This window comes from Anabaena sp. WFMT (assembly GCF_051781005.1).
Classification (GTDB): domain Bacteria; phylum Cyanobacteriota; class Cyanobacteriia; order Cyanobacteriales; family Nostocaceae; genus Anabaena.
The window spans coordinates 92,271-116,242 of record NZ_JBPWOA010000053.1 but is presented as its reverse complement, the minus strand read 5'-3'; the positions used below and the strand labels follow the sequence as shown (position 1 = coordinate 116,242).

The following is a 23,972-nucleotide window of genomic DNA, read 5'->3' as shown; positions in this document are numbered from 1 at the left end:
GCTTTAGGCAGAACCTCTGTGATACCATTCCTACAGGACTCACGCACTGAAACGGAAAACTGTCATTCTGAGCGCAGCGAAGAATCTCTCCAGAAGTTGAAACGCCTATTCTACCGTTCTCAACTTGGCTGAGTGCGTAAGTCCTATCCTAGTCTTCGACTGGGAACGAGATAACGAGATAAATTTCTTGACAAAACCATCCACCAAGCGGATTTTACTGCTGTATGGGCTTATTTTAATACGCCCATACAGACAGATGCTATAAGTCTTGGGTAATAAATTAAATCATCAATTATCGACCAATTACCATTGACTGCTGATAAATCGAGTAAATATACTCAGCATTTTGTTCAATTTGAGCATTTTTTCTATTTATAAATTGATAAAAATATCTGTAACCTCTAAATTCATCTGATCGAGGTTAAATTTATATAATCTGAGTAATTGACATTTTGCACCTCTCACCCTTGCAAGTCCCAACTACAAGGAGATTAACCCAACCTAATCTGAGCGCACTTTCAAGCACCTTAGGTCTATTTATCCAAAATATGCCTGACCAAGCTTGGGTGGTGTACCAGTAGGGTTAAGTGCAGAATACCACAGCAGAAAAGTTAGACCTAAATGAATGGTTAATTTGTCCAACAATTGTTATCTTTCTTCATTAAAGACGAACAAACGTTAGGATATATATCAGCCCAAATATTAGCATTTTGGCTTTTCTGTAACCAATATCACTTTTACGAGTTGTTTTTTTGGTTTTAACTATGAATCAACCAATTCAGCTTTCCTTGGAACAACAGTTTAATATCCGCTCATTTGCAACACAAGTTAAGCATATGAGTCATGAACAAGCACAAGACTTTTTAGTTAAGCTCTATGAACAAATGGTTGTCAAAGAGGAAACCTATAAGGAGCTTCTCAAGCATCAGTGGGGATTAGATTCAGGCTCCACTATGGCATAGAGTAAATCTTCTTTTGTCGCAGTGGACGACCTCCTTCTCTTGCTGGTTTCCACCAGAGGAAAAGAGCTGGGGATGCCGGGGCGTCAACTTCGATCGCTCAAACCTACATTCTAGAATTAACAACCTTGAATCAGGAAGTAAATTCACAGTTAAGTCATAGGTGTAAACGTATATCGCTTAACTCAAAATTTCCCTAAAATGATACCATTAGTTAAAATAAGACAAACTTCTACATTTTGTCTACCTTAAATTACTTTCATCTGTAGAGAGATTGTTGCTAGAGTTTGACCCTAATTCGCACTGACAATAATATCAGTCCAAACATATAGTATCATTAGGCTTGACACTTTATTCATCTAACTATAATTTGCCAAAGTAGAAAGCTTTTGTTTACAAAAGTTTACTTTATCTGATTAAATACTTTCTTATTACTTATAATACTTGTAATATATTCAGCTTAAATTTAGCCAGATAGGTCAAACGGTGAATCTGTATCCATTGTTTCCAGTCTAGCTAAAATCTGCGGTTTAATTTTTTCGTACTCTTGTTTCAGGAAAGTTTTACTAATTTGAGCATCAGCAGATGATGTCGATATCTTGCTTGCTTCCAACCACTCTTTTAGTCGCTTACATTGTACAGGGGCAATACTGGAAGGTAGGATATGGGTGCAGCGACCTGGTGTTTCTCGCGCAAAGAACAGCAAGCGATAATAACCTGTATGTTGAAGTAAGCGCACAATCTCCTGACCAAAATTGGTTTTGAGATCAACATAATAAGGTAACCATTTAGCTCCATGTTGGCGATTGTAGATAACCGTAATCCACAACAGCATGGGATGGGGAACAGAAATGAAAAGAAATTGATTATATCGAGTACAAACTAAACGCTTTTGAATTTCCTGTTCAGGTAGCATGATCCACAAAGCTGGTAAAACTTCACCATTGTTATAAATGGGTTGGGGAAAAACAATATCAGCAATTGGTTTATTTAACGGCCAAGAAGTGGTGCGAGACATATTATCGCTGATTGGGGATACCCGTAGTTCAGTTTTGATTATTTTTTCTGCTACTGGGGATACCAATGGGCTAATTGTTGGCTTCTTTTCAGGCTCAGTTTGCTGTTTAGCTGTGAAGTTAGGATTGAGTGCAGGAGTATTTTCACTAGCTTTTTTACGTATTTTGTCCTGCTGTTCTACGGATACTAAAATACTGAGAATTTCGTTAATACTTTGAGGGCGATCGCTTGGTTTTTTTTCTAAACAACTCATTACCAAATCTTCGACTTGCTTTGGTATCCTCAATGTAGGATTAACCTCAGCAAAAGACTTTGGCTTTTGAGATTTATGGATTTGATACCATGCTCCAAAAGAATGATTAGATGGGACTAATGGCAACTTAGCTGTGAGCATTTCAAACATCATCACACCCAAGCTATAAATATCAGAGCGGTTGTCTAGTTCCTTACCCTCAATTTGTTCAGGAGAAGAATAGGCCAAAGTACCCAAATAAAATTTGGTCTGATCACTATCCGACATAATTAACTTGGCAATTCCGAAGTCTAAAACCTTGACTAGTTCGCCAAAACTAGCATCTTGAACCACCAGCATATTGCTAGGCTTAATATCACGATGAATAATTGAGTAGATAGCTCCATCTACTGGGATACCATTATGCGCGCACTGTAAACCCAGACAAATCTGCCTGGACATACTCAAAAATCTAGATAAAGAAAGATTTTGGTCACGGATAACATCGCTGAGGCTTTTTCCTTGTAAATATTCCATCACGTAGTATGGAGTATTATTTTCATCTACGCCATAGTCCATCACACGGACGATATGCAGGCTTTTTTGACCTAGTAAGGCACAGGTTTTTGCTTCTCGCTCAAAACGTTCTTGCAAACGCATTTTTTCGTTTTGAATAGATATAGCAAGAAACTTGATGGCTACGGGTACACCTCCCAACAAATTATCCTTAGCACGATAAACCCGCCCCATTGCTCCAATACCAATTAACTCTTGAAGCTGGTAGCGTTTGCTAAGTAAGCGACCAGTATTGGGGTCTGGCATAGAAAATTCGGCTCCCATGTTCCAAAATCGTGAATCAAACCTGCCATTTGTAGAGTTGTAATTTTTTCAGTTTTTAGGACTGAGTGAACAAACAGTAGGGTATTAATCAAGTTATCAGTTTTTTTGTGTATATTTACGGAAAAAAAATGGGAATTTTGCCAATATTTTTTTGTTTATCTAGAGGATACTTGCGTGCAATGTAAGTTTTTTTTTACTGGGATACAAATTGGTTGTTACATTTACTGAATGGAGAAGAGGAAACCGGAAATTATCAATCCCTTTTAAGTAATTTTGGGTAACTAAAAGATTGGCAAGATTCACTTTTTTATAATTAGATTACCTAGTGCATAACCGTGAAAATAACTAGCTGGTGCAAAAAGTTAAAAAAGGTGATCAAACTTGCCTCTTTTCCTTGTACTAGTTTGGTTGACGCTCCAAACTTGCTTCCATTGTACTAGTCAAAAAATGACCTGCAAGGATACCGCTAGTGAGGTAGTAATTATCATCAGAAACCTGATGTAGGGTTTCAAAACCGCTGCGACGTTCGCGATCGCCTAGTACCCAGAAACGCTGGACAATGGTGTCGGGGCAAATCCAGCCTTCACCTTCCACCTGGCCTAAAAGATTGTGTTGCAGTAAAAAAGTATATTGACGATCGCTATCATGAAGTCTGCCTTTATATTGGCAAGATATTTCTGCGCGATCGCTACCAGGAAATACCAACTTTGTGGCCATAGAAAACCAGTCATCACGATCCCAAACGACTACAGTCATGCCCTTAAAACAGATTGGCATACTATTTCGTTCCAGCCAACTTCCTTGCATGATCCAGCGCCCTGGTTCTAATAAAAAACTGTGAGTCACCTTTTACATTCCTTGTTTTAATCCAACACCTTGCAATTAGAGCGATTCCATAAAATCAGTTGGCGTTATCAAATGCACACAGAACCATTCTGGTGCATTTCTCCTAAAAGCACTTCTTGAGCTGCTCCAGTTGCAGTGGGTAAGTTACCGGGAATGCCTAGCTGTCTCCAGTAGGCTAAGACCGCGAATGCGATCGCTTCCTTAAAATTTGCACTTAAGCCTACTTCATCTGTAGTTAAGACTGGCACTGATTCCAACAATAATTCTAACCGATGTTTCAAATAAAGATTCCGACTACCACCACCACATAAAAATACCCTGTCTGGCATTTGCGGTAAAAAAGTCCGGTAACTGTGAACTATAGAAGTTGCGGTAAGTTCTGTAATTGTCGCCAACACATCTGCGGGGCTGAGTTCATAGCTTTGGGAATCTTTTAAACAATCGTGTAAATAACTCACACCAAATAATTCCCGACCTGTAGATTTAGGTGGTGGTAAATGAAAATAATCTTGATTTAGCCAACTTTCTACCAATGGAACACAGGGAGTACCACTAGCTGCCCAATCGCCATGTTCATCGTAGGTTTTAGCACCATTACTAAAATGATGTACCGCCAAATCCAAAAGACTATTTCCTGGGCCTGTGTCCCAGCCACAAATTTTGTCAAGCCAGTCATCACGGCGAGGAGGTATATAAGCTACATTACCAATACCACCAATATTTTGAATACAACGCCTTTCTTGGGGATGGCTGAGTAAAAAAGCATCAATTCTGGGGACAAGAGGCGCACCATGACCACCGACAGCAATATCACCCACTCGGAAATTACTGACAGTAGTAATACCTGTAGCGCAAGCAATGATAGCCCCCCGACCGAGTTGGAGGCTATAGCCGAGTGATTGCTGATTCTCCCTTCTACTCCCCTGGGGTGGTCTATGAAAAACAGTTTGACCGTGGGAGCCGATTAAAGTGGCTGGTGGATGACCTATTTGAATATTTTGGGCGGCTTGAGCAAAAACTAGAGCGATCGCATCATCAATTTCTGCTAATTCTGCCATTGAGATAGGCGCACCGCCACAAATAGCCAAAATTCGGTCTCGAAGTTCAGCGGGGTAAGAATATGTTTCCCCTGCTAGTAATTCAACTTTTAGATCAAAATCTGTACCGACAATCTCTACTAAGGCGGCATCTATACCATCTACAGAAGTGCCACTCATTAAACCTATAACGCGAGTCGGATGCATTTACAGAGCTTCTGGTGTGAGTTCAACAGGTAGTTTAACTCAAATGTTACACAGATCAAAGCCAGAAGTGGCCACTATTAATTTTTAGACAATGATGTTTTTTCAGTAGCAATAATATGTAAATCAACATTTTTCAACAAACGCACCAATTTTTGGGTTAAAGAACCTTTAAAGAGGATTTCCCAGCGCGATCGCTGACTTTCCCCAATAACTATCTGGGTAATGTGGTATTTTTCAGCAACTTCTGCGATCGCATCGGCAATATTATTACTGTTAACTCTGATAAAAGTGCCTGTGAATTCTTTACATAACTTCTCACAAGTATCAACGTGTAGACTTTCTGCTTTCGAGAGAAAGCGCTGAGGATCAGCCACAAATAAAACATACATAGGAGCGTTCATATAACCAGCCAATCTAGCACCCCGACGTAATAATTGCACTGAATTAGGGTAAGTAGATACACAAACTAAAACCCGTTCGTGAATATTACAGAATTGTCCTGTGGGTATAGAAGCTAATGCATTTTCCTCCACATTATCTGCAACTTCCCGTAAAGCCAATTCTCGCAAAGCAATCAAGTTACGTCGTTGGAAGAAATTATCTAGAGCTTGTTGGATTTTTTGAGGGGCATAAATTTTCCCTTCTAGTAACCTTTCTTGTAGAGTTTCTGGTGTGATATCAACTAATACAACCTCATCAGCTTCCTCAAGAATACGATCAGGGAGACGCTCACGCACAACTATACCTGTAATTCTGGCAACTAAATCATTGAGACTTTCCAAATGTTGAACATTCATCGTCGAGTAGACATCAACACCTGCGGCCAAAATTACTTCCACATCTTCATAGCGTTTTTCTCTCAGAGAACCAGGAATATTAGTATGGGCGAGTTCATCAATTAAAACCAGTTGAGGAAAACGATTAATAATTGCCTCCGTATCCATTTCAGGAAACATCAAATCACCTAGAGGCATTAACTGTGGAGGTATAATTTCCAGCCCCTCAGATTTTTGGATCGTCTCCTTACGTCCATGAGTTTCCAATAATCCGATAACAACATCAATTCCTTCCTGTTTAAGTAACTGTCCCTCTTCTAACATTTTGTAGGTTTTACCTACACCGGGAGCCATACCGATAAATATTTTGTGTTTTCCCCGGCGTTTTAAATATAGAGAAGAATTTGCATCAGTTAGCATAATTTATAATTCGTAATTGTAGAAAATCAATTATCCAGTTGGGATATATATCAGTCCTATTGGATTTATAAACGGAATTTTGAAAACTAACCGCAGAGACGCAGAGAACGCAGAGGCAGATAAAAAAGGGGTGTATGCCTGCGGCACGTTACACGTACACATCTTATTTAGGATCGCTATAGGTAATAGGGAACAGTATTGAAAAATAGTATTACAATATGCCCCTATAGACAATTATTAATTTAATTATTAATTTTGTTGACGGTTCAGTTCTTGCAAATCAAGAGCATAATTTAAACGTAAAACATTGATACCTGGTTCACCAAATATCCCTAAAAATCTTTGGTCAGTATACTTATTGATTAAGGGTATTATTTCATCTTCTTTAATATTTCTTGCCCGTGCTACCCTTGCTAACTGCTGTCGTATTGCCTTCAAAGAAATATGGGGATCTAAACCCGAAGCAGACGTGTAAATTAAATCAGGCAAGGGTTGTATATTTTCATCTTGAAGTTGATTAGTTTGTTCTAGAATTCTGTTAGTTAGCTCTGGATTACTAGGAGCAAGATTACTAGCACCAGAGATACCTGTGAGATAAGCTCTTCTGCCTTGGCTATATCTTACAACACTGGGACGACCATGAAAATATTTATCTGATGTAAAAAATTGACCAATTAAAGCTGAACCAATGGGTTTAGCATCTATATTTAAAACAATGCTGCCATTGGCTGAAGAAGGGAAAGCAAACTGACCAAATTGTAGAATAGCTAGAGGATAGATAATTGCGGTCAACAACCAAAGTAAAATAGTTATCCGAATTGCGCGGATAGTTTCTTGAATAAACACCATAATTTAATTTTAGATTTTGGATTTTGGATTTTGGATTTTATTTTTCGTAACTTTTAATAGATATCTTGCCTTCTTTCTGCCTCCTTAAGCTAAACCTACAACAGTGATGATCATATCTATAAATTTAATGGCAATAAATGGAGCAATCACCCCACCTAAGCCATAAATTAAAATATTGCGTTGTAGAAGTTGATTAGCTGTCAAAGGTCGAAACTGGACACCCTTTAAGGCTAAAGGAATCAAAATTGGAATAATCAAAGCATTGTAAATCAGTGCCGACAGTACCGCCGAATTAGCACTGGTTAACTTCATAATATTCAAGCTTTCTAGATTAGCGGCGGTAAAGATTACCGGGATAATAGCAAAATATTTAGCAATATCATTGGCAATTGAAAATGTTGTCAATGCCCCACGAGTAATCAGCAATTGTTTACCAATACTGACAATATCAATTAGTTTTGTGGGGTCAGAATCCAAATCCACCATATTAGCCGCTTCTTTTGCTGCTTGAGTGCCTGTATTCATTGCCACACCGACATTTGCCTGGGCTAAAGCGGGGGCATCATTCGTGCCATCTCCTGTCATTGCCACCAGTTTACCTTCTGCTTGTTCCCGTTGAATGACGCTGATTTTATCTTCGGGAGTGGCTTCGGCAATGAATTCATCTACTCCCGCTTCTTTGGCAATGACAGATGCTGTGATGCGGTTGTCTCCGGTTAGCATGATGGTACGAACTCCCATGCGCCGCAACTGGTCAAAACGTTCGCGGATACCGGGTTTAATAATGTCTTTGAGATAGATAACACCGTAGATTTCGTTATCTAGACAAACGGCCAGAGGTGTACCTCCTTGGTGAGAAACTTCTTCGTAAGCAGTATCTAGTTCTAGGTTTTCGCGTCCATTCCGTGATGTTCCTTCGGAACCACTTCGCGATCGCACAAATCCTTTAATTGCAGCTACTGAACCTTTGCGGGCTTCATGTCCACTAGGCAGATTAGTCCCACTCATGCGGGTTTTGGCAGAAAATTCTACTCCTTGGGATTTTTTACGGTCTATATCAAATTTTGCCCCAAATTTTTCTGCTAGTCGGATAATAGATTTTCCCTCTGGAGTATCATCAAAGATACTAGCGGCTAGAGCAACATTAGCAATTTCTGCCATTGAGTGACCGTTGATGGGTATAAATTGTTCTGCTAAACGGTTGCCGAGAGTGATTGTTCCTGTTTTATCGAGAACGAGGGTATTTATATCTCCACAGGCTTCAACTGCCCTGCCTGAGGTGGCTATGACGTTAAATTGAGCTACTCTATCCATACCTGCGATGCCTACTGCACTGAGTAGTCCGCCGATGGTGGTAGGGATAAGTGCAACTAAGAGGGCAATGAGTATGGGTACGCTGATTGGACTGTTTACATAATAGGCAAAGGCTGGCAGAGTTACGACTACAAAGAAAAATACAAGTGTAAAAACTGTTAGTAGTGCTGTTAAGGCAATTTCATTAGGTGTTTTACTGCGTTCTGCCCCTTCTACTAAGTTGATCATCCGGTCAATAAATCCTTTGCCGGGGTCAGCGGTGATGCGGATAATTAGTTCATCGGAGATGATGCGCGTACCACCAGTAACGGAACTAGCAACATCTGAACTTGGTTCTTTGAGGACTGGTGCAGATTCGCCGGTAATTGCTGATTCATCTACGGAAGCGACACCCAGAATTACTTCACCGTCAGCGGGGATGATATCACCTGCAACGACGTAAACAGTATCACCTTGTTTGAGGCTGGTGGAAGAAACTTCTGTGATTGTGCCATCAACGACGATTCTTTTGGCTGTGGTTTCTGAACGAGTAGATCGCAATGCGTCGGCTTGGGCTTTACCGCGTCCTTCTGCCAATGCTTCGGCGAAGTTAGCAAACATAACGGTGGAAAACAAAATTCCTGTTAACAAGCCGTTGAAAAGTTGGGGGTTTTTTTGGTTGACGGGTCCAAATAGTGGGGGATAAATTGTGAGGGCTAGGGTGATTATTGTTCCTAACCAGACCACAAACATGACGGGATTTTTGATGGCATATTTGGGGTTGAGTTTGAGAAAGGTATCCCTGATGGCTCTAGTGTAGAGTCCTTTGGTACTGACTAGAGCTTTTTTGCGTTTTGGACGGCGATCGCTAGGACGACTCCGGGAAGATTTGGGTCTTGGGGTTGTTGCGGCAAAATTCATAAGAATACCTGGTAAGTGGGAAACTCAGTCACTTTAGTGCTGAGAGGGAAGCGACGCGAGCGGTTTTAACCGCAGTGATGATTATTCCAATAGAGCGCCTAATTAGTCGGACTTTGTTTTTACTGAATTGCCCTAACCGTTTCCAGTTAAAATCACTAACTGAAACTTGAGTTTTTGTGTCTCCACTTACCCAGCCTCTATATGTTTTATTGCCTTGAGTAGCTTCAACATAATCACCTTTCCTATAGCCATGTCTGGTCACAGTACCTCCGTATTTTCGTCTATTTCCACCTTTTGAAAAAACCATTAAGTGTAGCTGTCTGCGACTGATTGGAGGACGGCGTAAAATCGTAAATTGAGAATTGGTAATAATTGCATTTCCCACCCAACTAGCACCATGAGTTTTAGCACCTTCCCACGACTTATATTTAACAAATTCGGAACACGCTAGTGTCACAGCGTCAACTGCGTGAGTCTCTGGGATTTGTAGAGACTTATCAGACTTTGCTTTGTGTAAACCCAAGTGTTTACGAAGATTCGATGTTTCCCATCCTTTTCTTAATTCTACTTTTGCTAGTTCAGATAATCGGTTAATTTGATATCTTTGACCTACCATTACTGGACTAAAACTCTTATCTCCTCTTGCTTCTACCTCTTCAGCGACAATTGTTTTTACTGGGTAAATATCACAAAGAAGTGTGATTATCCGATATTCTAAATCTTTGTTTGCTCGAATACTTGGAGGAAGTTTAGACCCCCGACGATTATCAAACCTAGCTTGACGGTGACTACGTTTATTGAAAGACAAATTTCGGTTAACTCGTCTACCTCGTCTACCGCGTCGTAACATAGACCGTTGTTCCATTCTGTCTTTAACAGTTTTGAATGGTAAAACTAAGTGCAACATTTGTAAGGTGTATTTTTGAGATTGAACCGCTACACCAGAAAACATTTTGCCTGGGTCTAATCCAATTACTATTTCTTGAGTTTTCATGCCAGATGGTTCAGCTATTAACTGGACATAGAAAATACCTAACTTGTTGAATTTACCAATTGCTTTACCTTCTTTAATCCAACGTCTAGCGCGACTAGGTTTGGCTGGCATTAATGGAATATTGTCTAATGAAATTACAGGTACTCGCATCAAGAGATAATCCTTGGAGTAAGCCTTCGGCTTCGCTCAGGCTTACACCGAGCGTAGTCGAGGTGTCAAGTTTAAGTCCCCTCGCTCAACGCAGTTAAGATGTCTTGCCCAAAGCAACACTATTAACAAGATAGTTTGAAGATAATCCGAACTGGGGAAGTATTCGGAAGTTCGTACCAAACTGCGTCTCAATGAGCTAGTCAAACACGTAAGACTTGTTTCTTACAAGCTCAGTGGCTTCAGCCCTGAGTTATTGACATATTAGGTCATTGGTAATTGGTCATGGGTGATTGGTAATTGGGAAAACTTTTACCCAGTCCCCAGTTTCCTAATTTCCAGAAGCTAGTTTAAAAGCTTCGGCTATGGGGCCTAAAGCTAAAACTGGGAAGAAAGTTAGTATTCCTAAGATGATGGTTACGCCAGCGGTGATGCTGGTAAACATGAGAGAATCGGTTTTGAGAGTAGCACGGGTTTCTGGTACTTTTGGTTTGTGGGACATACTATCAGCCAAAAGGAGGATAGCAATAATGGGGATGTAGCGCCCTGCTAAAATACTGAAGCTGGAACTTAAGTTCCACCACAGAGTATTATCTTTCAAACCTTCTAAGCCAGAACCATTATTTGCAGCGGCTGAGGCGTATTCATAAACTACTTGAGAGATACCGTGAAAGCTGGGGTTGCTGATTCCTGATAGAGATATGGGATATGCTAGAGCGATCGCACTAGGAATCAAAACCAAAATCGGATGAATCAGCAGCACGACGCTGGCCAGCACGATTTCCTTTTGTTCAATTTTGCGGCCAAAAAATTCTGGGGTGCGTCCTACCATTAAGCCGGTCAAAAACACGGTCAGAATTAGGTAAATGAATAGATAGGCTGTTCCTATTCCCTGTCCTCCCCAAATGATTTGCAAAAATAAATTGAATAAGGTAGCAAATACTCCTTGAGGCATGAGTGAATCATGCATCCCGTTGACTGCACCGCACATGGTAGCGGTAGTTGTGACTGCCCATAATGCAGTTTCTGCCCAGCCAAATCGCAGTTCTTTGCCTTCTAAGTTTGGTATTTCGGCACTAACAATTTTGTTAATTAGGGGATTCCCTTGCATTTCACCAACGGCTGTAATCCAGATTAGAATCACAAAAATGACAAATACCATCCAAAACAGTAACCAAGTTTGTTTGAGGTTGTTGGCAAATACGCCGTAGGTGTAAATTAAGGATGTGGGAATAGAAAGCATGGCGATCATTTCTAATAAATTAGAAGCGCCATTGGGATTTTCAAAGGGATGGGCAGAGTTAGCAGCAAAAAAACCACCACCGTTTTCCCCTAACATCTTGATGCTTTCAAAGGAAGCAACTGGTCCTCTAGCAATATATTGGGTTCCTCCTTCTAAGGTTTGGATCACCAATGTTTGATCTAATGTTTGTGGTACACCTAAGGCAATGAGAGCGATCGCACCGATAATAGATAGAGGTAGTAATATCCTGGTGATGGCACGGGTGAGATCAACATAAAAATTCCCTAACTTTCTCCCCGTTAACCCCCGAATAAAAGCAATTCCTACCGCTAACCCAGTTGCAGCTGACGTGAACATTAAAAAGCCTAAAGCCGCTATTTGGCTAAAGTAGCTTAAAGTAGTTTCCCCGATGTAGTGTTGTTGATCTGTATTAGTCAAAAAAGAAATTGTCGTGTGTAGCAATGTATCCCATCTCATCGCCCCAAAACCGTTGGGATTCCAGGGTAAAAGTCTTTGATAATGGATTACTGCATATACAAAAATACCCATAGCCAGGTTGCTGCATAATACTGCACGGATATATTGCCAACCTGTCATCTCATCTTTTCCGCGAACACCCGCTAATATATAGAGAATTTTCTCTATCGGGTTCATGATCACATCCAGAATTGTGCTTTCTCCCAAAAAGACCTTAGCTATGTATCTTCCCAATTTAGGAGTAATGAATATGACAATAAGGAGCGTTAACGCAATTTGTAAAAAACCTTGTCCCATGTAGTTTGTACTCAATTAAACTGAAGTTATAGCCTGTCAATGCTGAAAAATAATACTTAAATTACGGGGAAATTTGATTGCTAGTGATTGAATGATTTCTATATATCACCTCAATGTATCAATCTTGATTTACTATATTCTCAATACTTGTGGAAGTTGTTGTTAAGAATATTTCAATTCTACTATTACTCACCTATTTGGCTAGTTATTATTATCTGTTTATACAATACATTCACCAAAATATACTTTCAATAAAATTAAAATATATGATACTTTTATTACATCATTCACGTCTTAATCGTATAAGTTAATACCATTTACTCTGCCATATCTGCCATATATTAACCAGAGTGAGGTTAGCAGATGATTATATTCTATAATCGCTGAATTTTGGTAAAAATTCTGATCAGTTCAGCATATCAAGTTTATCTGTATAAATTCAAGCTAAATCCTTACTCCCAGATTTGCACGTTAAAGGTATTCATAGTTACATAATTTTTGATTAATTTAGTTGTTATACTAAAAACGGGTTAAAAGTGTCATTCTGAACGCTGCACTACGTTACGTATGGCTAACGCTCCCGTCAGGGATACAGTATGACATAAGTTCAGGTTTTACCCTTTTGCAGTATACTCCCGTTCTACGAAAAGAATACGGTTGAAATGTAGACATGGAGAAGCTTCCCGCATGGTACTGCAAAGAACGCGTTCGCGTAGGCAAGGAAAAAGATAACTAATCAGGACTGACGCAAAATCATGAAGAAATGAACCGCAGAGGACACAGAGGAATAGGAGTTGGGCAGAGTTTTTGCATAAGTCCTACTAAATATTACATGGGGATGAATGTATTAATTATTAGCGAAAAACTGATCATTCGATTTCTTGACTCTGGATATCCAATTTTGGTTTTTATGCAAAATTTCTTTATAGGAAATATCGGCTGCGAATACCGCATCAAATATAGGTGGAAAGAAAGTTTTTGGAAATATTTGATGGAGAATTTTTCCTAAACTATTGCGAATAATAAATTCAGTAAATAACTTTTTAGAAGTAGGAAAACAATAGTCACTTAATTCCCGTAATGCAAAAGCATCTGGTTGACGAATAATACTATAATTTTCTAGGGTTAATGCTAAATTATCAGCATATTCATCTAACAATTTATCCAATACCACCACATCTTCTAATGCTGAATTACACCCTTGACCAATAGAAGGGGAAACCGCATGAGCAGCATCACCAATTAATAAGACACTATCACCGTAATGATAGCGATTGCAGCGAACTGTTAAAACTTGTGATATTGGTCTTTGTGAAAATGCTTCAGCTTCATATTCTGGCATTATCTGAGCAATTTCTGGGAAATTTTCGTGAAAAAATTCAGTTACTTTTTCGGCGTTTTTAAGTTCTGCTATCGGATTTTTAGCATAGGGGAAATGAATTACACCACTAATTGTTTCATCTGGCTGATGTAGCATTAACATAGCTACACCATTACTTAATCGCCAAGTGTGAATCTTGTTTTTTTGCAGATCGATTCCTGGAGTTTGATCTGGATTAGGTAAAAAAATTGATTTGTAAGCATTGGGAACATAATTCTGTTGACATTCAAAGACTTCTGTGTTGACTAAATGCTCTCTCACCACAGAACGCGCACCATCTGCACCAATCAATAAATCATAATTAATGGTAAATTCAGATTCTATTTCTTGAGAAGTAGTTTCTGGTTTTAGTTTTTGCAATTTCAGTTTTTTAGCAGCAAAATCTACTTGTAAACATTGATGCTTGAAGTGAACATTGAGCCGAGTATGATCGTAGTTTTCTAGTAATTTTTCTAACAGTACATTTGCCAAGTTAGTACGGTCTAAAGTTACTAGCGGTTTTTTTCTACTAGTTACCTGAGTTTTGCCTTTTTTCCCGTGGAAAATTGTTCCTGTCATTTCCACACTCACTGCTTTAACTGCTTCTTCCAGACCAGGAATCTGACGTAAAGCATTTGTCCCTCGTTCACAGAGGGAAATCGGAAAGGTGCGTATTTTGGAGAAATTTACAGTCCGGGGATCGCTCCGACGTTCATAAATATCAATTTGATATTTTTCATCCCGACGCAATAAGTAATGAGCAAGAAGAACACCACTAGGGCCTGCACCGATAATTGCAACTTTTTTAACCATAACTTTGAACTATTACATAATATTAATGGGGTCTACATCTATTGTTAAGCTGATTGAGGGGGGACAAAGCGCTCTAATTTCTTGCCAATCAGGTAAATTAGGTAATGCCTCATGGTCAAATTTGAGCAATATTTGCCAGCGATAACGATTAGCTACACGTAAAATACTAGCTGGTGCTGGCCCCAATATCTCAAAGCCTTCTTGATCACTGAAAGTTGTAGCAATGATTTGGGCTGTATTTTGGACTTGAATGGGGTCAAGACTACTCAACCGCAATAAAATTAACCTACCATAAGGGGGATAATTCAGAGCTTCTCTTTGTTCTAATTCTGCATTAGAGAAAGAGTGATAATCATGTTTTTGTACTGCTTCAATGACTGGATGTTCTGGGGTATAAGTTTGCACAATTACCCTGCCTGGATCTTCTCCTCTTCCTGCACGTCCGGCTACTTGGGTGAGGGTTTGAAATGTTCTTTCATTGGCGCGATAGTCTGATAAATGTAGTAACCCATCAGCAGCGACAACACCAACAAGGGTAACTTGGGGTAAGTCTAAACCTTTGGTAAGCATTTGTGTTCCCACTAATAAATCTGCTTCACCGTTCGCAAATTGGGTGAGTAAGTTGCGGTGTGCGCCTTTGTTGCGGGTGGTATCGCTATCAAAGCGAATTAATTTGAGGTTAGGAAATTGGCGATTTAATTCCTGTGCTACGCGTTGAGTTCCGCTGCCGAAGAACTTTAAATAGGGAGAACTGCATTCTGGACAGTGTGGAGGATGCGATCGCCCATAATTACAATAATGACACCTTAATAATTGCGGCGCACCCTCTTCTACATGGTGATAAGCCAAAGAAACATCACAATGTGGACATTCCAGCACATAACCACAACTCCGACAAGAAACAAAAGTGCTATGTCCCCGACGATGAATAAATAAAATTCCCTGCTGTTTCTTTTCCTGTAGCTGTTCCAACGCTTCTTGTAGGGATCTACTAAATATAGACCGATTTCCCTCCTGTAACTCCCGACGCATATCCACGATTTCCACAGGTGGTAAGGGACGCGAGTTAATCCGTTCCGGGAGTGAAAGGTAAACTGTTGAGTCCCGAATAATCTCCTGTCCCCCCTCCTCGCTTGCGGGAATAAAGGTTGAAATATCCTGTCCCCCCTCCTCGCTTGCGGGGAGGGGGCTAGGGGGTGGGGTTCCGGGACTACCAACACTCACCCAACTCTCCAAAGAAGGAGTAGCGGAACCCAAAATTAACGGACAATGTTCTAATTCTGCCCGCCATTGGGCGACTGTACGGGCGTGGTAGGTGGGAATGGGAGAATCTTGTTTAAAGCTACTGTCGTGTTCTTCATCTAAGATGATTAAACCCAAATTGGGTAAAGGAGCGAAAATGGCGCTGCGAGTCCCAATTACTACTTGAGGTTCTCCGGTGAACATTTGTCGCCATGTGTCGTAGCGTTCACCGTCGGAGAGGGCGCTGTGATAAACCTGGACTCGGTTTCCAAATCGGGCGCGGAATCTGTCTGTGAGTTGGGGTGTGAGTCCAATTTCGGGAACTAAGACTAAAGCAGATTTACCTTGATTGAGGAGAGGTGCGATCGCTTGTAAATATACTTCTGTTTTTCCTGAACCTGTTACCCCATGTAATAAAACTTGAGCAAATCCATTTAAAGATTGTATTAATTCTAGGGCGTTAGTTTGAGCATTTGTTAAAGATTTTGCCTGATCCCCAGCCATGAGGGGACTTTGTTCTCTGCGTAATATTTCCCGTTCTTCAATTACTATATATCCCTTTTCTACCAAAGTTTTGAGGATAGAAGTACTGGCACTACAAATTTGTAATAATTCACTTTGCCATAATTCTCCACCTTGTCGCCGCAATACTTCAATAATTTCTCTTTGACGGGTGGTTAAATCTCGGTCATTATTATCTATTAGTGTTACTGCTTTTTGGAGTTTGGGTTGATTTTGTCGGGGCGGTTCTAAATAGTTTTCTGCTAATCCCAAACGGGTTAGTTCACGAATTCCTCGATAGGAAGATTTAACTTTTTGTTGAATATAGTAATAACTGTAGTCACCTGTAGGAGTTTTTTGCAGCAGTGATAAAACTTGTTGCGCTGTGGGTGACATGAACACTGAAGTATTGCTAGAGACATCTTGATCTCTTCCCAAGGATGTCAAACGTAGACGACGTTGCGATCGCCCTAATAATCCTGGTGGTAAAGCCACCCGAATTACCTGAATCAGCGGCGTATAGTAATAAGCGGCGATGCGATTGAGCAATTCCCAATAGGTGCTAGGGAAAAATTTTCTGCTGACTACATCTTCTACTTCCCGAATTTTCTCTGGTGCTAAATCTGCTGGCGGTTGAGACAAGAAGCGAATAGCGATCGCACCCACTTGTTGCGCCCCAAAGGGAACAGTCAAAATATCCCCTGGTTTGATTTCTAACTGAGGCGGTATTTCGTATGTAAATAGCTCTGAGCTTCCTGGACAATCTACGAGTACTTCAATCCATCTATAAACAGTTGTTTTTGACTGGTATGACTCTCCAGGTTCAGCTACGACTACAGAAGACAATTTTACGGTATTAGTATACATCATTCCTAAGTTTTTAGATAGATATTATCGCCATATACTTGGAGGAAATTGACTAAGCTCACTTAACTTTAACTGCTGACATTACTACAAGCAAACTGTATTTCGCAATACTTTTATTACCAATCATACTTGATAAGTTTTAACTTGTGTAATCTACTAGACAAATTAATTTCTACGGTACGTGCAATAAATGTTTGATATTGACTATACAAATGAACGTATCTGATATGTAAATAAAACGTTTTTTTATCTACTAAATATGGAGTATGCTTTTTCCACCTAACGATAGATATTAAATACTTTTTCTATGTGAGATGCTTTTATACAATTAAGATTGTCCGGATTTTAAGCTACCATTTTTGTAATTTGTATCATTTGGGAAGCTTCCACTTCTATCCTCTAAAACCAACAAAAATCTAGGAAAATACATGAAAATTTAAGACGTAGCATTCCTGAGATGGAATTTTTATATTTGTTAAGGTTGAGAATGTTTGAGGGGGTTTGACATATTTGGTGATCAATAAAAAAATGAGGAATATGTCTGCTGGTAGTGGAAAAAGATGGTATTTTGGGTGCAAAGACAATATAAATTGTATCTAAAAGTAACCAAAAGGATGACGGATGGATACAGATTTTCATTCCGACTGAGGAATTTTCAAGAAAATTGTATTTTGCTCTCGTTAATGAGTGTATTCATCCTTAAAGGAAAACTACCAAGCCTCAAATGAGCGGCTGTCACTAAATTATGTACCAAACAAAGCAACAATCCCGAAAAAAAACTTATGAATATTGCTGAATTGGGAACAATGGAAATACTGGAGAACGCTACTGATCATGAAGAACCATCACTTGATAGTTTGGATGCAGTAGTATTTGATGACTCTGCAATTGTAGAAAATTTGGAGTCAGAGGAACGGAATGGGGATGACATGGCAGCCGCTCGCCCTTCGGGATACAATAAAACCGAACATGACGATGCTGTAGGCGCGTTTTTTAAAGAAATGGCGCGTTACCCGCTCCTAAAAGCCGATGAAGAGGTGGAGTTAGCGAGGCGAGTTAGGTTTCTCGAAGAGGTAAAAGACTTACAAGCAGCTTTGGAATTGGAACTGGGACAGCAACCGAGTAAAAACGAAGTGGCTTCCAAGTTTGAGATGACAGAAAAACAATTGGAAAGCCGCTTGTATCAAGGACGGGTTGCGAAGCGGAAAATGATTCGTTCTAACCTGCGGTTGGTGGTATCTATCGCTAAACGTTATCTAAACCGGGGAGTTCCTTTTCTGGATTTGATCCAAGAAGGTGCAATGGGCTTAAACCGCGCTACAGAAAAGTTTGACCCTGATAAAGGATATAAGTTTTCAACCTACGCTTACTGGTGGATTAGACAGGCTATTACCAGAGCGATCGCTAATGATGCGCGAACTATCCGTTTACCAATCCATATTGTTGAAAAACTTAACAAGCTTAAAAAAGCCCAAAGGGAACTCAAGCAAAAATTAGCTCGTAACCCCTCGGAAGCTGAAATGGCTGAATCTTTGGAAATTAGCGTTCAGCAACTGCGACAACTTCAACAACTCCGTCGTCAAGCGTTATCTCTCAATCACCGTGTTGGTAAGGAAGAAGATACTGAATTGATGGATTTGCTGGAAGATGAGGATAACCAGTCTCCAGAAGCAAAAATGAATGAAAACATGATGCGTCAGGAGATTTGGGAAGTTTTAGGTGATGTCCTCACTCCACGGGAGAAGGATGTGATTTCTCTGCGCTATGGGCTGACGACGAGTGAACCCTGCACTTTAGAGGAGGTTGGGAATATGTTTAATCTTTCCCGTGAGCGAGTGCGTCAAATTCAAAGTAAAGCTATGCGGAAGTTACGTCGCCCCCATATTGCTAAACGTTTAAAGGGGTGGTTGATATAGCAGGAGTCAGGAGTCAGGAGTCAGGAGTCAGGAGTCAGGAGTCAGAAGGAGATTAGTAATGAGACAGAATTTAGTTACACAACTGATTTCTCTGTTCAGAGTTCCCTGTTAAGAGTTCCCTCTCTCAACGAGTGAATTTAATTTTGTCCGACTACTTATTAGTTAAGAAAATTTATGGGCTTCAGTATAAACTATGGACTGTGGACTATAGATTAAAGACTAATGACTTTGCGTAGTGATTTGATTGTACGTTTTGCTGAACCAAATGATTGTCATACTCTATTTGCGTTAATTCAGTGTCTGGCAGAATATGAGAAGTTATCTCATGCTGTAACGGGTGATGCTCTGGCACTAAAGGAGCATTTATTTGGTTCACCAAAATATATAGAGGCAATATTAGCAGAATCGGCGGGGCAAGCTGTAGGGTTTGCCCTATTTTTTCAAAATTATTCTACTTTTTTGACTAAGCCAGGAATTTATCTGGAAGATTTGTTTGTTGTACCTGAATTTCGACGACAAGGTATTGGTAAAGCTTTACTCACTAAACTAGCCAAGATAGCTATAGAACGGGATTGTGGGCGCTTAGAGTGGAGTGTCTTAGATTGGAATGTATCAGCACAGGCGTTTTATCGTCGTATGGGGGCAGATATTTTAGATGATTGGCGAATTTGTCGTGTTACAGCAGAGGCACTGTCACATTTAGCAGGACAAGGTTAATCACTTCTTAAATTATGTAATCTCTTTTTTGTAGTACCTTGATATTAGCTGTTGAGTATAAACCTAGTTGTTTCGTTTATAGTCATAGTAAGAAATAACGGCACATCACCGTAGAAATAACTAACTGCTTTCCCAAAGGTATATGAATACAAATTGCCCCTCCCAAGCAATGCAGACTAGTTTTCATACAGCACTCGGTGCTATGAGTGCATTTACAGAACTTTTTCAAGAACCACAAAATCTAACTAATTACCTGAACCAAATCCAACAAACGCCAGATCAACTACTCCAAGATTTAGCCGCAAAAGGCAAAAACATGGAGGAAGATATGGCAAGTTTCGTCAAGTCTCATTGTTGTGGATGCAAACAAAAATCTTCCTATCCTCAGTATGTTGAACAAGCAGATGGCCAGGCTTTCAATCAACCCTATGAAATTAAAGGGACGACAATGTATGGCTTTGCGATTGAAGCTTCAATGTCAAAGCTTCAGGATGTGTGTGACAAATATCTCAATCATCCCAGCAATGGGGAGATTGAATATCGTCCGGTTATGTCTCACGTCATTCTGACTATCAACAATTTAGACAGTTTAAGATCCGTTAATCCTCCCGATTATGACAAAGGAACAGTCCAAGAACAGGAAGTTGTTTTTTGGATGTTAACAGTGGTTGGGAAAAAAGTCGGGCCTGTGTTTGTCGCTGAACGTCTGGCTTGGTTCATACCATACATCTATGTCAATAATGCCACTCCTCTAGTATCAGGGAGGGAAGTGTACGGCTTCTTTAAACAATTTGGGACGGTGCAGATGCCCAAAATTGATCAACCACCAGATTTATTTACTTTAGACACCTTGGTATTTAAGGAGTTTACCCCAGAAACCAAGGCTATAGAGGCTCGTTTATTGGAAGTCCGACGTGTCTCCCAAGGAGAGAAACACCCCTCTGTGAAGACTTGGGAGAATTTTGAAGAAGGAATTAGTGCGATCGCTAATTTACTATTTGACAAAGACAACGAAATACTTATCCCCGGCTTAGGATTACCATTCAATCTCCTTAACTACCTAATTGAAAAAATTGTCCCACTGGTTAACCTCAAACAATTCCGCGATGCCGAAGATAGTCGGCGAGCTTGTTATCAAGCCCTCATTGAATCCCCCATGCAACTACAAACTTTTCATGGCGGAGAACTCCTTGGCTTCGATGATTTCGGTGATAAATTTGAGTTGACAATCAATAAATTCGCCAGCCAACCCATCGTTCAAGAGTTGGGCTTACATACAGGATATTCCCCAGGTAGCGAATCTATACAAATCCCTATCAAACTTGCTTTTTTACTTAATTTCGATTTTAGTTTTCAAAATGGTACTACCGTGTGGCAAGCACAACAAAAATAATTCGTAATTCGTAATTCGTAATTTGTAGTAAATCCTTAATAAATCCAGTTCCCCTCCTCGCTTGCGGTGAACCAGCGCTGTAGGCGGGTTTCCCACCGTAGGCGACTGGTGAACCCGAAGGGGGAGGGGCTAGGGGTGGGGTTCTTCGGCACTCTCCATGAACGGAATTAATTGGCATACGCATATCTATCTTAATCAGGAAAAATCATCATGTCAGAAACATATCAACCGAAAAAGATTGTCATCCTAGGCGGAGGAATAGCATCCTTAACCACAGCCTATGAATTAACCAGCCAACCAGGATGGAATAACCTCTATGAGATTACTATTTATCAAACAGGTTGGCGTTTAGGTGGAAAGTGTGCTAGTGGTCGAAATCTTCAGCCCCACAAACCTTATCATGAACCTGATTACCGCATTGAAGAGCATGGATTACACATCTTCTTTGGATTCTATGAAAATGCCTTTAGTCTACTCAATCAATGTTATGAAGAATTAGGAGGAAACGGCCCTTTCAGTACTATAGAAGATGCCTTCAAACCTCACAGCCTGATTGTGTTAGAAGAATACATCAATCAGCAATGGATCAACTTGCCCTTTGACTTTCCCACAAATTCTCTAGTTCCCTGGGAAGGTGGTGGTAAATCTTCGATTTGGCAACACATTTGCACAACTATTAAATTCGTTTTTCAGACTTATACAGAAATCAATGCTAAACAATCGCAATCTAAAAACTGTTTAGAAACTCTTAATCAACAAATATCCCTTGGTAAAGAAATCATCGAATTTCTCTTAGAAGAGAGTCTCATTCAAGTTCCTAGCCAGTTAATACAACTGTTGCTACAGGAACCTAGCCATTGGGGAGAATGGTTAGAAAATATCAACAATAATTTGGGGAAAGCTGTCAAAGACCTTGACTTTACTTCAGAAGGAATGTTTCTGAATCTTGCTTATAATTTTGCTCAATTTCTGCCTCAGAACACCAAAAATCATAAACGAGAACAGCATCAATTTATTCTGAAATTGATCAATCGCTTTACAAAGCATTTTAGCAATTATTTGGATACTGATGAAGAAAATTTTGAAATTCAGTGGCGGTTAACTCTGATTGATTTAGCACTAGCTAACATTCAGGGTTTATTTGTTGATGGAGTTCTTAATTATCGTTGTTTAGACCACCTAGATGAATATAACTATAAAGACTGGTTGAGGAAACACGGAGCGCGGGAATCAAGTGTTAATTCAGCATTTATCCGAGTTTTGTATGATCTCGTTTATGGCTTTCCAGAAGGGAACACCAACAACCCTCAATTAGCCGCAGGAACAGCTATTCGTATCCTCATGACCATCTTGTTCCAGTACAACGGGGCAATCATGTGGAAGATGCAAGCCGGCATGGGTGATACGGTGATTACGCCCCTCTATGAAGTCCTCAAACGTCGGGGTGTGAAATTTAAATTCTTCCATGTCGTCAAGGAGTTGCACCTTGATCAGAATCAGGAATCTATAGCTGAAATTGCGATCGCACGTCAGGTTAATTTAAAACATCCACAGCAGGAATATCAACCTCTCATCCCCGTCAAAGACCTGCTTTGTTGGCCTAGTGAGCCTCTCTACGATCAGATTGTGGACGAAGAAGCCAAAAAGCTCCAAGACAAGGAAATTAACCTAGAGTCATATTGGACACCTTGGCAAGATGTAGAAACATTTAAACTCACCAAAGGTAAAGACTTTGATATCGTACTCCTTGGTATTTCCATCGCGGCTTTACCTTCTATCTGTCAAGAAATACTCCAAGCTGAGAAAAATCCTGCTCATCAAAAATGGAACAATATGTTGAATCGAGTCAAAACAGTCACCACTCAAGGTGGACAGCTATGGCTCAAGTCAACCCTGCCGCAATTAGGCTGGAAAATGTCCAGCCCCGTTCTCGGTGCTTATGTTGAGCCTATTGATGTCTACGCGGATATGAGTGATTTATTGCCACGAGAAAACTGGCCTTCGGAACATTATCCTTATAACACTGCCTATTTTACTGGCGTGATTGCAGATCCAGGAATTCCCCCCAGGAGTGAGTATAGTTTCCCTGCCCAAGAACAGATCAAAGGCGACGAAAAAGCCGTGAATTTCCTCACCAATCACATTGGACATCTTTGGCCTAATGCAACTCTCCCTAACAATCCTCAAGGATTAAACTGGGATTTGCTGATAGATTACCAAAACCGTCAGGGTGTAGAACGGTTTAAAGCTCAATATTGGCGAATTAACATCAATCCTACAGAGCGTTATGTACTTTCTGTTCCTCAAAGTACTAAGTATCGCCTCAAAGCTGATGAATCTGGATTCAATAATCTTTACCTAGCAGGTGATTGGATCAATAACGGTTACAATTCCGGTTGTGTAGAAGCTACGGTAATGTCAGGAATGCAAGCAACGCGAGCAATTCTACAGCAATGCTTTCAAATCAAATATACAAAGAAAATTATTGGTGAGTGGGATTGTTGGATCTACTAGCTCAAGGGTGTAGGAGGGAAGAAAGCCATCTTAGATGTAGCTTGCTTCCCGAAGGGTATTTCCCCTACATAAATAAAGCGCAGCTTCACATAGA

The 23,972-nt window shown here is 40.1% G+C and carries 15 protein-coding genes; 5 read left to right on the top strand and 10 right to left on the bottom strand.

Translation table 11 applies throughout. The features are described 5' to 3' along the window. Positions 1-764 precede the first annotated feature (764 nt). Positions 765-962 (top strand): NblA/ycf18 family protein, encoded by a 198-nt coding sequence (locus ACSQ6I_RS26080; protein WP_015212684.1) that lies wholly within the window; start codon positions 765-767, stop codon positions 960-962. Positions 963-1,425: 463 nt separating this feature from the next. Here ACSQ6I_RS26080 and ACSQ6I_RS26075 read toward each other — a convergent pair whose 3' ends face one another. The 10 genes from ACSQ6I_RS26075 to priA form a co-directional block, all read right to left on the bottom strand. After that, complete coding sequence (locus ACSQ6I_RS26075; protein WP_438893138.1) at positions 1,426-3,030, bottom strand: serine/threonine-protein kinase; 1,605 nt, start codon at positions 3,028-3,030, stop codon at positions 1,426-1,428. Between the two features lie 417 nt (positions 3,031-3,447). Beyond that, complete coding sequence (locus ACSQ6I_RS26070; RefSeq protein ID WP_438893137.1) at positions 3,448-3,894, bottom strand: hypothetical protein; 447 nt, start codon at positions 3,892-3,894, stop codon at positions 3,448-3,450. Positions 3,895-3,962: 68 nt separating this feature from the next. Beyond that, positions 3,963-5,138 carry an anhydro-N-acetylmuramic acid kinase gene (locus tag ACSQ6I_RS26065; RefSeq protein WP_438893136.1) on the bottom strand — a complete coding sequence of 392 codons (1,176 nt, stop codon included), beginning with the start codon at positions 5,136-5,138 and terminating at the stop codon, positions 3,963-3,965. A gap of 77 nt (positions 5,139-5,215) precedes the next feature. Then, positions 5,216-6,334, bottom strand: coding sequence for a universal stress protein (locus ACSQ6I_RS26060; RefSeq protein ID WP_438893135.1), 1,119 nt, complete (start codon positions 6,332-6,334; stop codon positions 5,216-5,218). Between the two features lie 249 nt (positions 6,335-6,583). After that, positions 6,584-7,183, bottom strand: coding sequence for a K(+)-transporting ATPase subunit C (gene kdpC / locus ACSQ6I_RS26055; protein WP_438893134.1), 600 nt, complete (start codon positions 7,181-7,183; stop codon positions 6,584-6,586). 84 nt (positions 7,184-7,267) lie between these two features. Then, positions 7,268-9,397, bottom strand: a complete 2,130-nt coding sequence (gene kdpB / locus ACSQ6I_RS26050) for a potassium-transporting ATPase subunit KdpB (protein WP_438893133.1) — start codon at positions 9,395-9,397, stop codon at positions 7,268-7,270. Between the two features lie 28 nt (positions 9,398-9,425). After that, positions 9,426-10,541 carry an RRXRR domain-containing protein gene (locus tag ACSQ6I_RS26045; protein ID WP_438893132.1) on the bottom strand — a complete coding sequence of 372 codons (1,116 nt, stop codon included), beginning with the start codon at positions 10,539-10,541 and terminating at the stop codon, positions 9,426-9,428. 328 nt (positions 10,542-10,869) lie between these two features. Then, positions 10,870-12,555, bottom strand: coding sequence for a potassium-transporting ATPase subunit KdpA (kdpA, locus tag ACSQ6I_RS26040; RefSeq protein ID WP_438893131.1), 1,686 nt, complete (start codon positions 12,553-12,555; stop codon positions 10,870-10,872). Between the two features lie 847 nt (positions 12,556-13,402). Further along, positions 13,403-14,728: an FAD-dependent oxidoreductase gene (locus ACSQ6I_RS26035; protein WP_438893130.1), complete on the bottom strand. Its 1,326-nt coding sequence runs from the start codon at positions 14,726-14,728 to the stop codon at positions 13,403-13,405. A gap of 12 nt (positions 14,729-14,740) precedes the next feature. Next, on the bottom strand, positions 14,741-17,338 hold the full coding sequence (priA, locus tag ACSQ6I_RS26030; RefSeq protein WP_438893182.1) for a primosomal protein N': 2,598 nt from the start codon (positions 17,336-17,338) through the stop codon (positions 14,741-14,743). Between the two features lie 782 nt (positions 17,339-18,120). Here priA and ACSQ6I_RS26025 point away from each other — a divergent pair. From ACSQ6I_RS26025 to ACSQ6I_RS26010, 4 genes are all read left to right on the top strand, one after another. After that, positions 18,121-19,254, top strand: a complete 1,134-nt coding sequence (locus tag ACSQ6I_RS26025) for an RpoD/SigA family RNA polymerase sigma factor (protein WP_438893129.1) — start codon at positions 18,121-18,123, stop codon at positions 19,252-19,254. 222 nt (positions 19,255-19,476) lie between these two features. Continuing rightward, positions 19,477-19,971 carry a GNAT family N-acetyltransferase gene (locus tag ACSQ6I_RS26020; RefSeq protein WP_438893128.1) on the top strand — a complete coding sequence of 165 codons (495 nt, stop codon included), beginning with the start codon at positions 19,477-19,479 and terminating at the stop codon, positions 19,969-19,971. Between the two features lie 142 nt (positions 19,972-20,113). Then, complete coding sequence (locus ACSQ6I_RS26015) at positions 20,114-21,364, top strand: hypothetical protein (RefSeq protein WP_438893127.1); 1,251 nt, start codon at positions 20,114-20,116, stop codon at positions 21,362-21,364. 210 nt (positions 21,365-21,574) lie between these two features. Beyond that, on the top strand, positions 21,575-23,878 hold the full coding sequence (locus tag ACSQ6I_RS26010) for an NAD(P)-binding protein (protein WP_438893126.1): 2,304 nt from the start codon (positions 21,575-21,577) through the stop codon (positions 23,876-23,878). Positions 23,879-23,972: the final 94 nt, after the last annotated feature.

Excerpts from the sequence above, each read along its gene's own strand:
- ACSQ6I_RS26035 (WP_438893130.1), bottom strand. The coding sequence starts at position 14,728 with ATGGTTAAAAAAGTTGCAATTATCGGTGCAGGCCCTAGTGGTGTTCTT.
- ACSQ6I_RS26080 (WP_015212684.1), top strand. The coding sequence starts at position 765 with ATGAATCAACCAATTCAGCTTTCCTTGGAACAACAGTTTAATATCCGC.
- kdpB (WP_438893133.1), bottom strand. The coding sequence starts at position 9,397 with ATGAATTTTGCCGCAACAACCCCAAGACCCAAATCTTCCCGGAGTCGT.
- kdpA (WP_438893131.1), bottom strand. The coding sequence starts at position 12,555 with ATGGGACAAGGTTTTTTACAAATTGCGTTAACGCTCCTTATTGTCATA.
- ACSQ6I_RS26045 (WP_438893132.1), bottom strand. The coding sequence starts at position 10,541 with ATGCGAGTACCTGTAATTTCATTAGACAATATTCCATTAATGCCAGCC.
- ACSQ6I_RS26020 (WP_438893128.1), top strand. The coding sequence starts at position 19,477 with ATGACTTTGCGTAGTGATTTGATTGTACGTTTTGCTGAACCAAATGAT.
- ACSQ6I_RS26015 (WP_438893127.1), top strand. The coding sequence starts at position 20,114 with ATGAATACAAATTGCCCCTCCCAAGCAATGCAGACTAGTTTTCATACA.
- ACSQ6I_RS26010 (WP_438893126.1), top strand. The coding sequence starts at position 21,575 with ATGTCAGAAACATATCAACCGAAAAAGATTGTCATCCTAGGCGGAGGA.
- ACSQ6I_RS26025 (WP_438893129.1), top strand. The coding sequence starts at position 18,121 with ATGAATATTGCTGAATTGGGAACAATGGAAATACTGGAGAACGCTACT.
- ACSQ6I_RS26060 (WP_438893135.1), bottom strand. The coding sequence starts at position 6,334 with ATGCTAACTGATGCAAATTCTTCTCTATATTTAAAACGCCGGGGAAAA.
- ACSQ6I_RS26075 (WP_438893138.1), bottom strand. The coding sequence starts at position 3,030 with ATGCCAGACCCCAATACTGGTCGCTTACTTAGCAAACGCTACCAGCTT.
- ACSQ6I_RS26065 (WP_438893136.1), bottom strand. The coding sequence starts at position 5,138 with ATGCATCCGACTCGCGTTATAGGTTTAATGAGTGGCACTTCTGTAGAT.
- priA (WP_438893182.1), bottom strand. The coding sequence starts at position 17,338 with ATGTATACTAATACCGTAAAATTGTCTTCTGTAGTCGTAGCTGAACCT.
- kdpC (WP_438893134.1), bottom strand. The coding sequence starts at position 7,183 with ATGGTGTTTATTCAAGAAACTATCCGCGCAATTCGGATAACTATTTTA.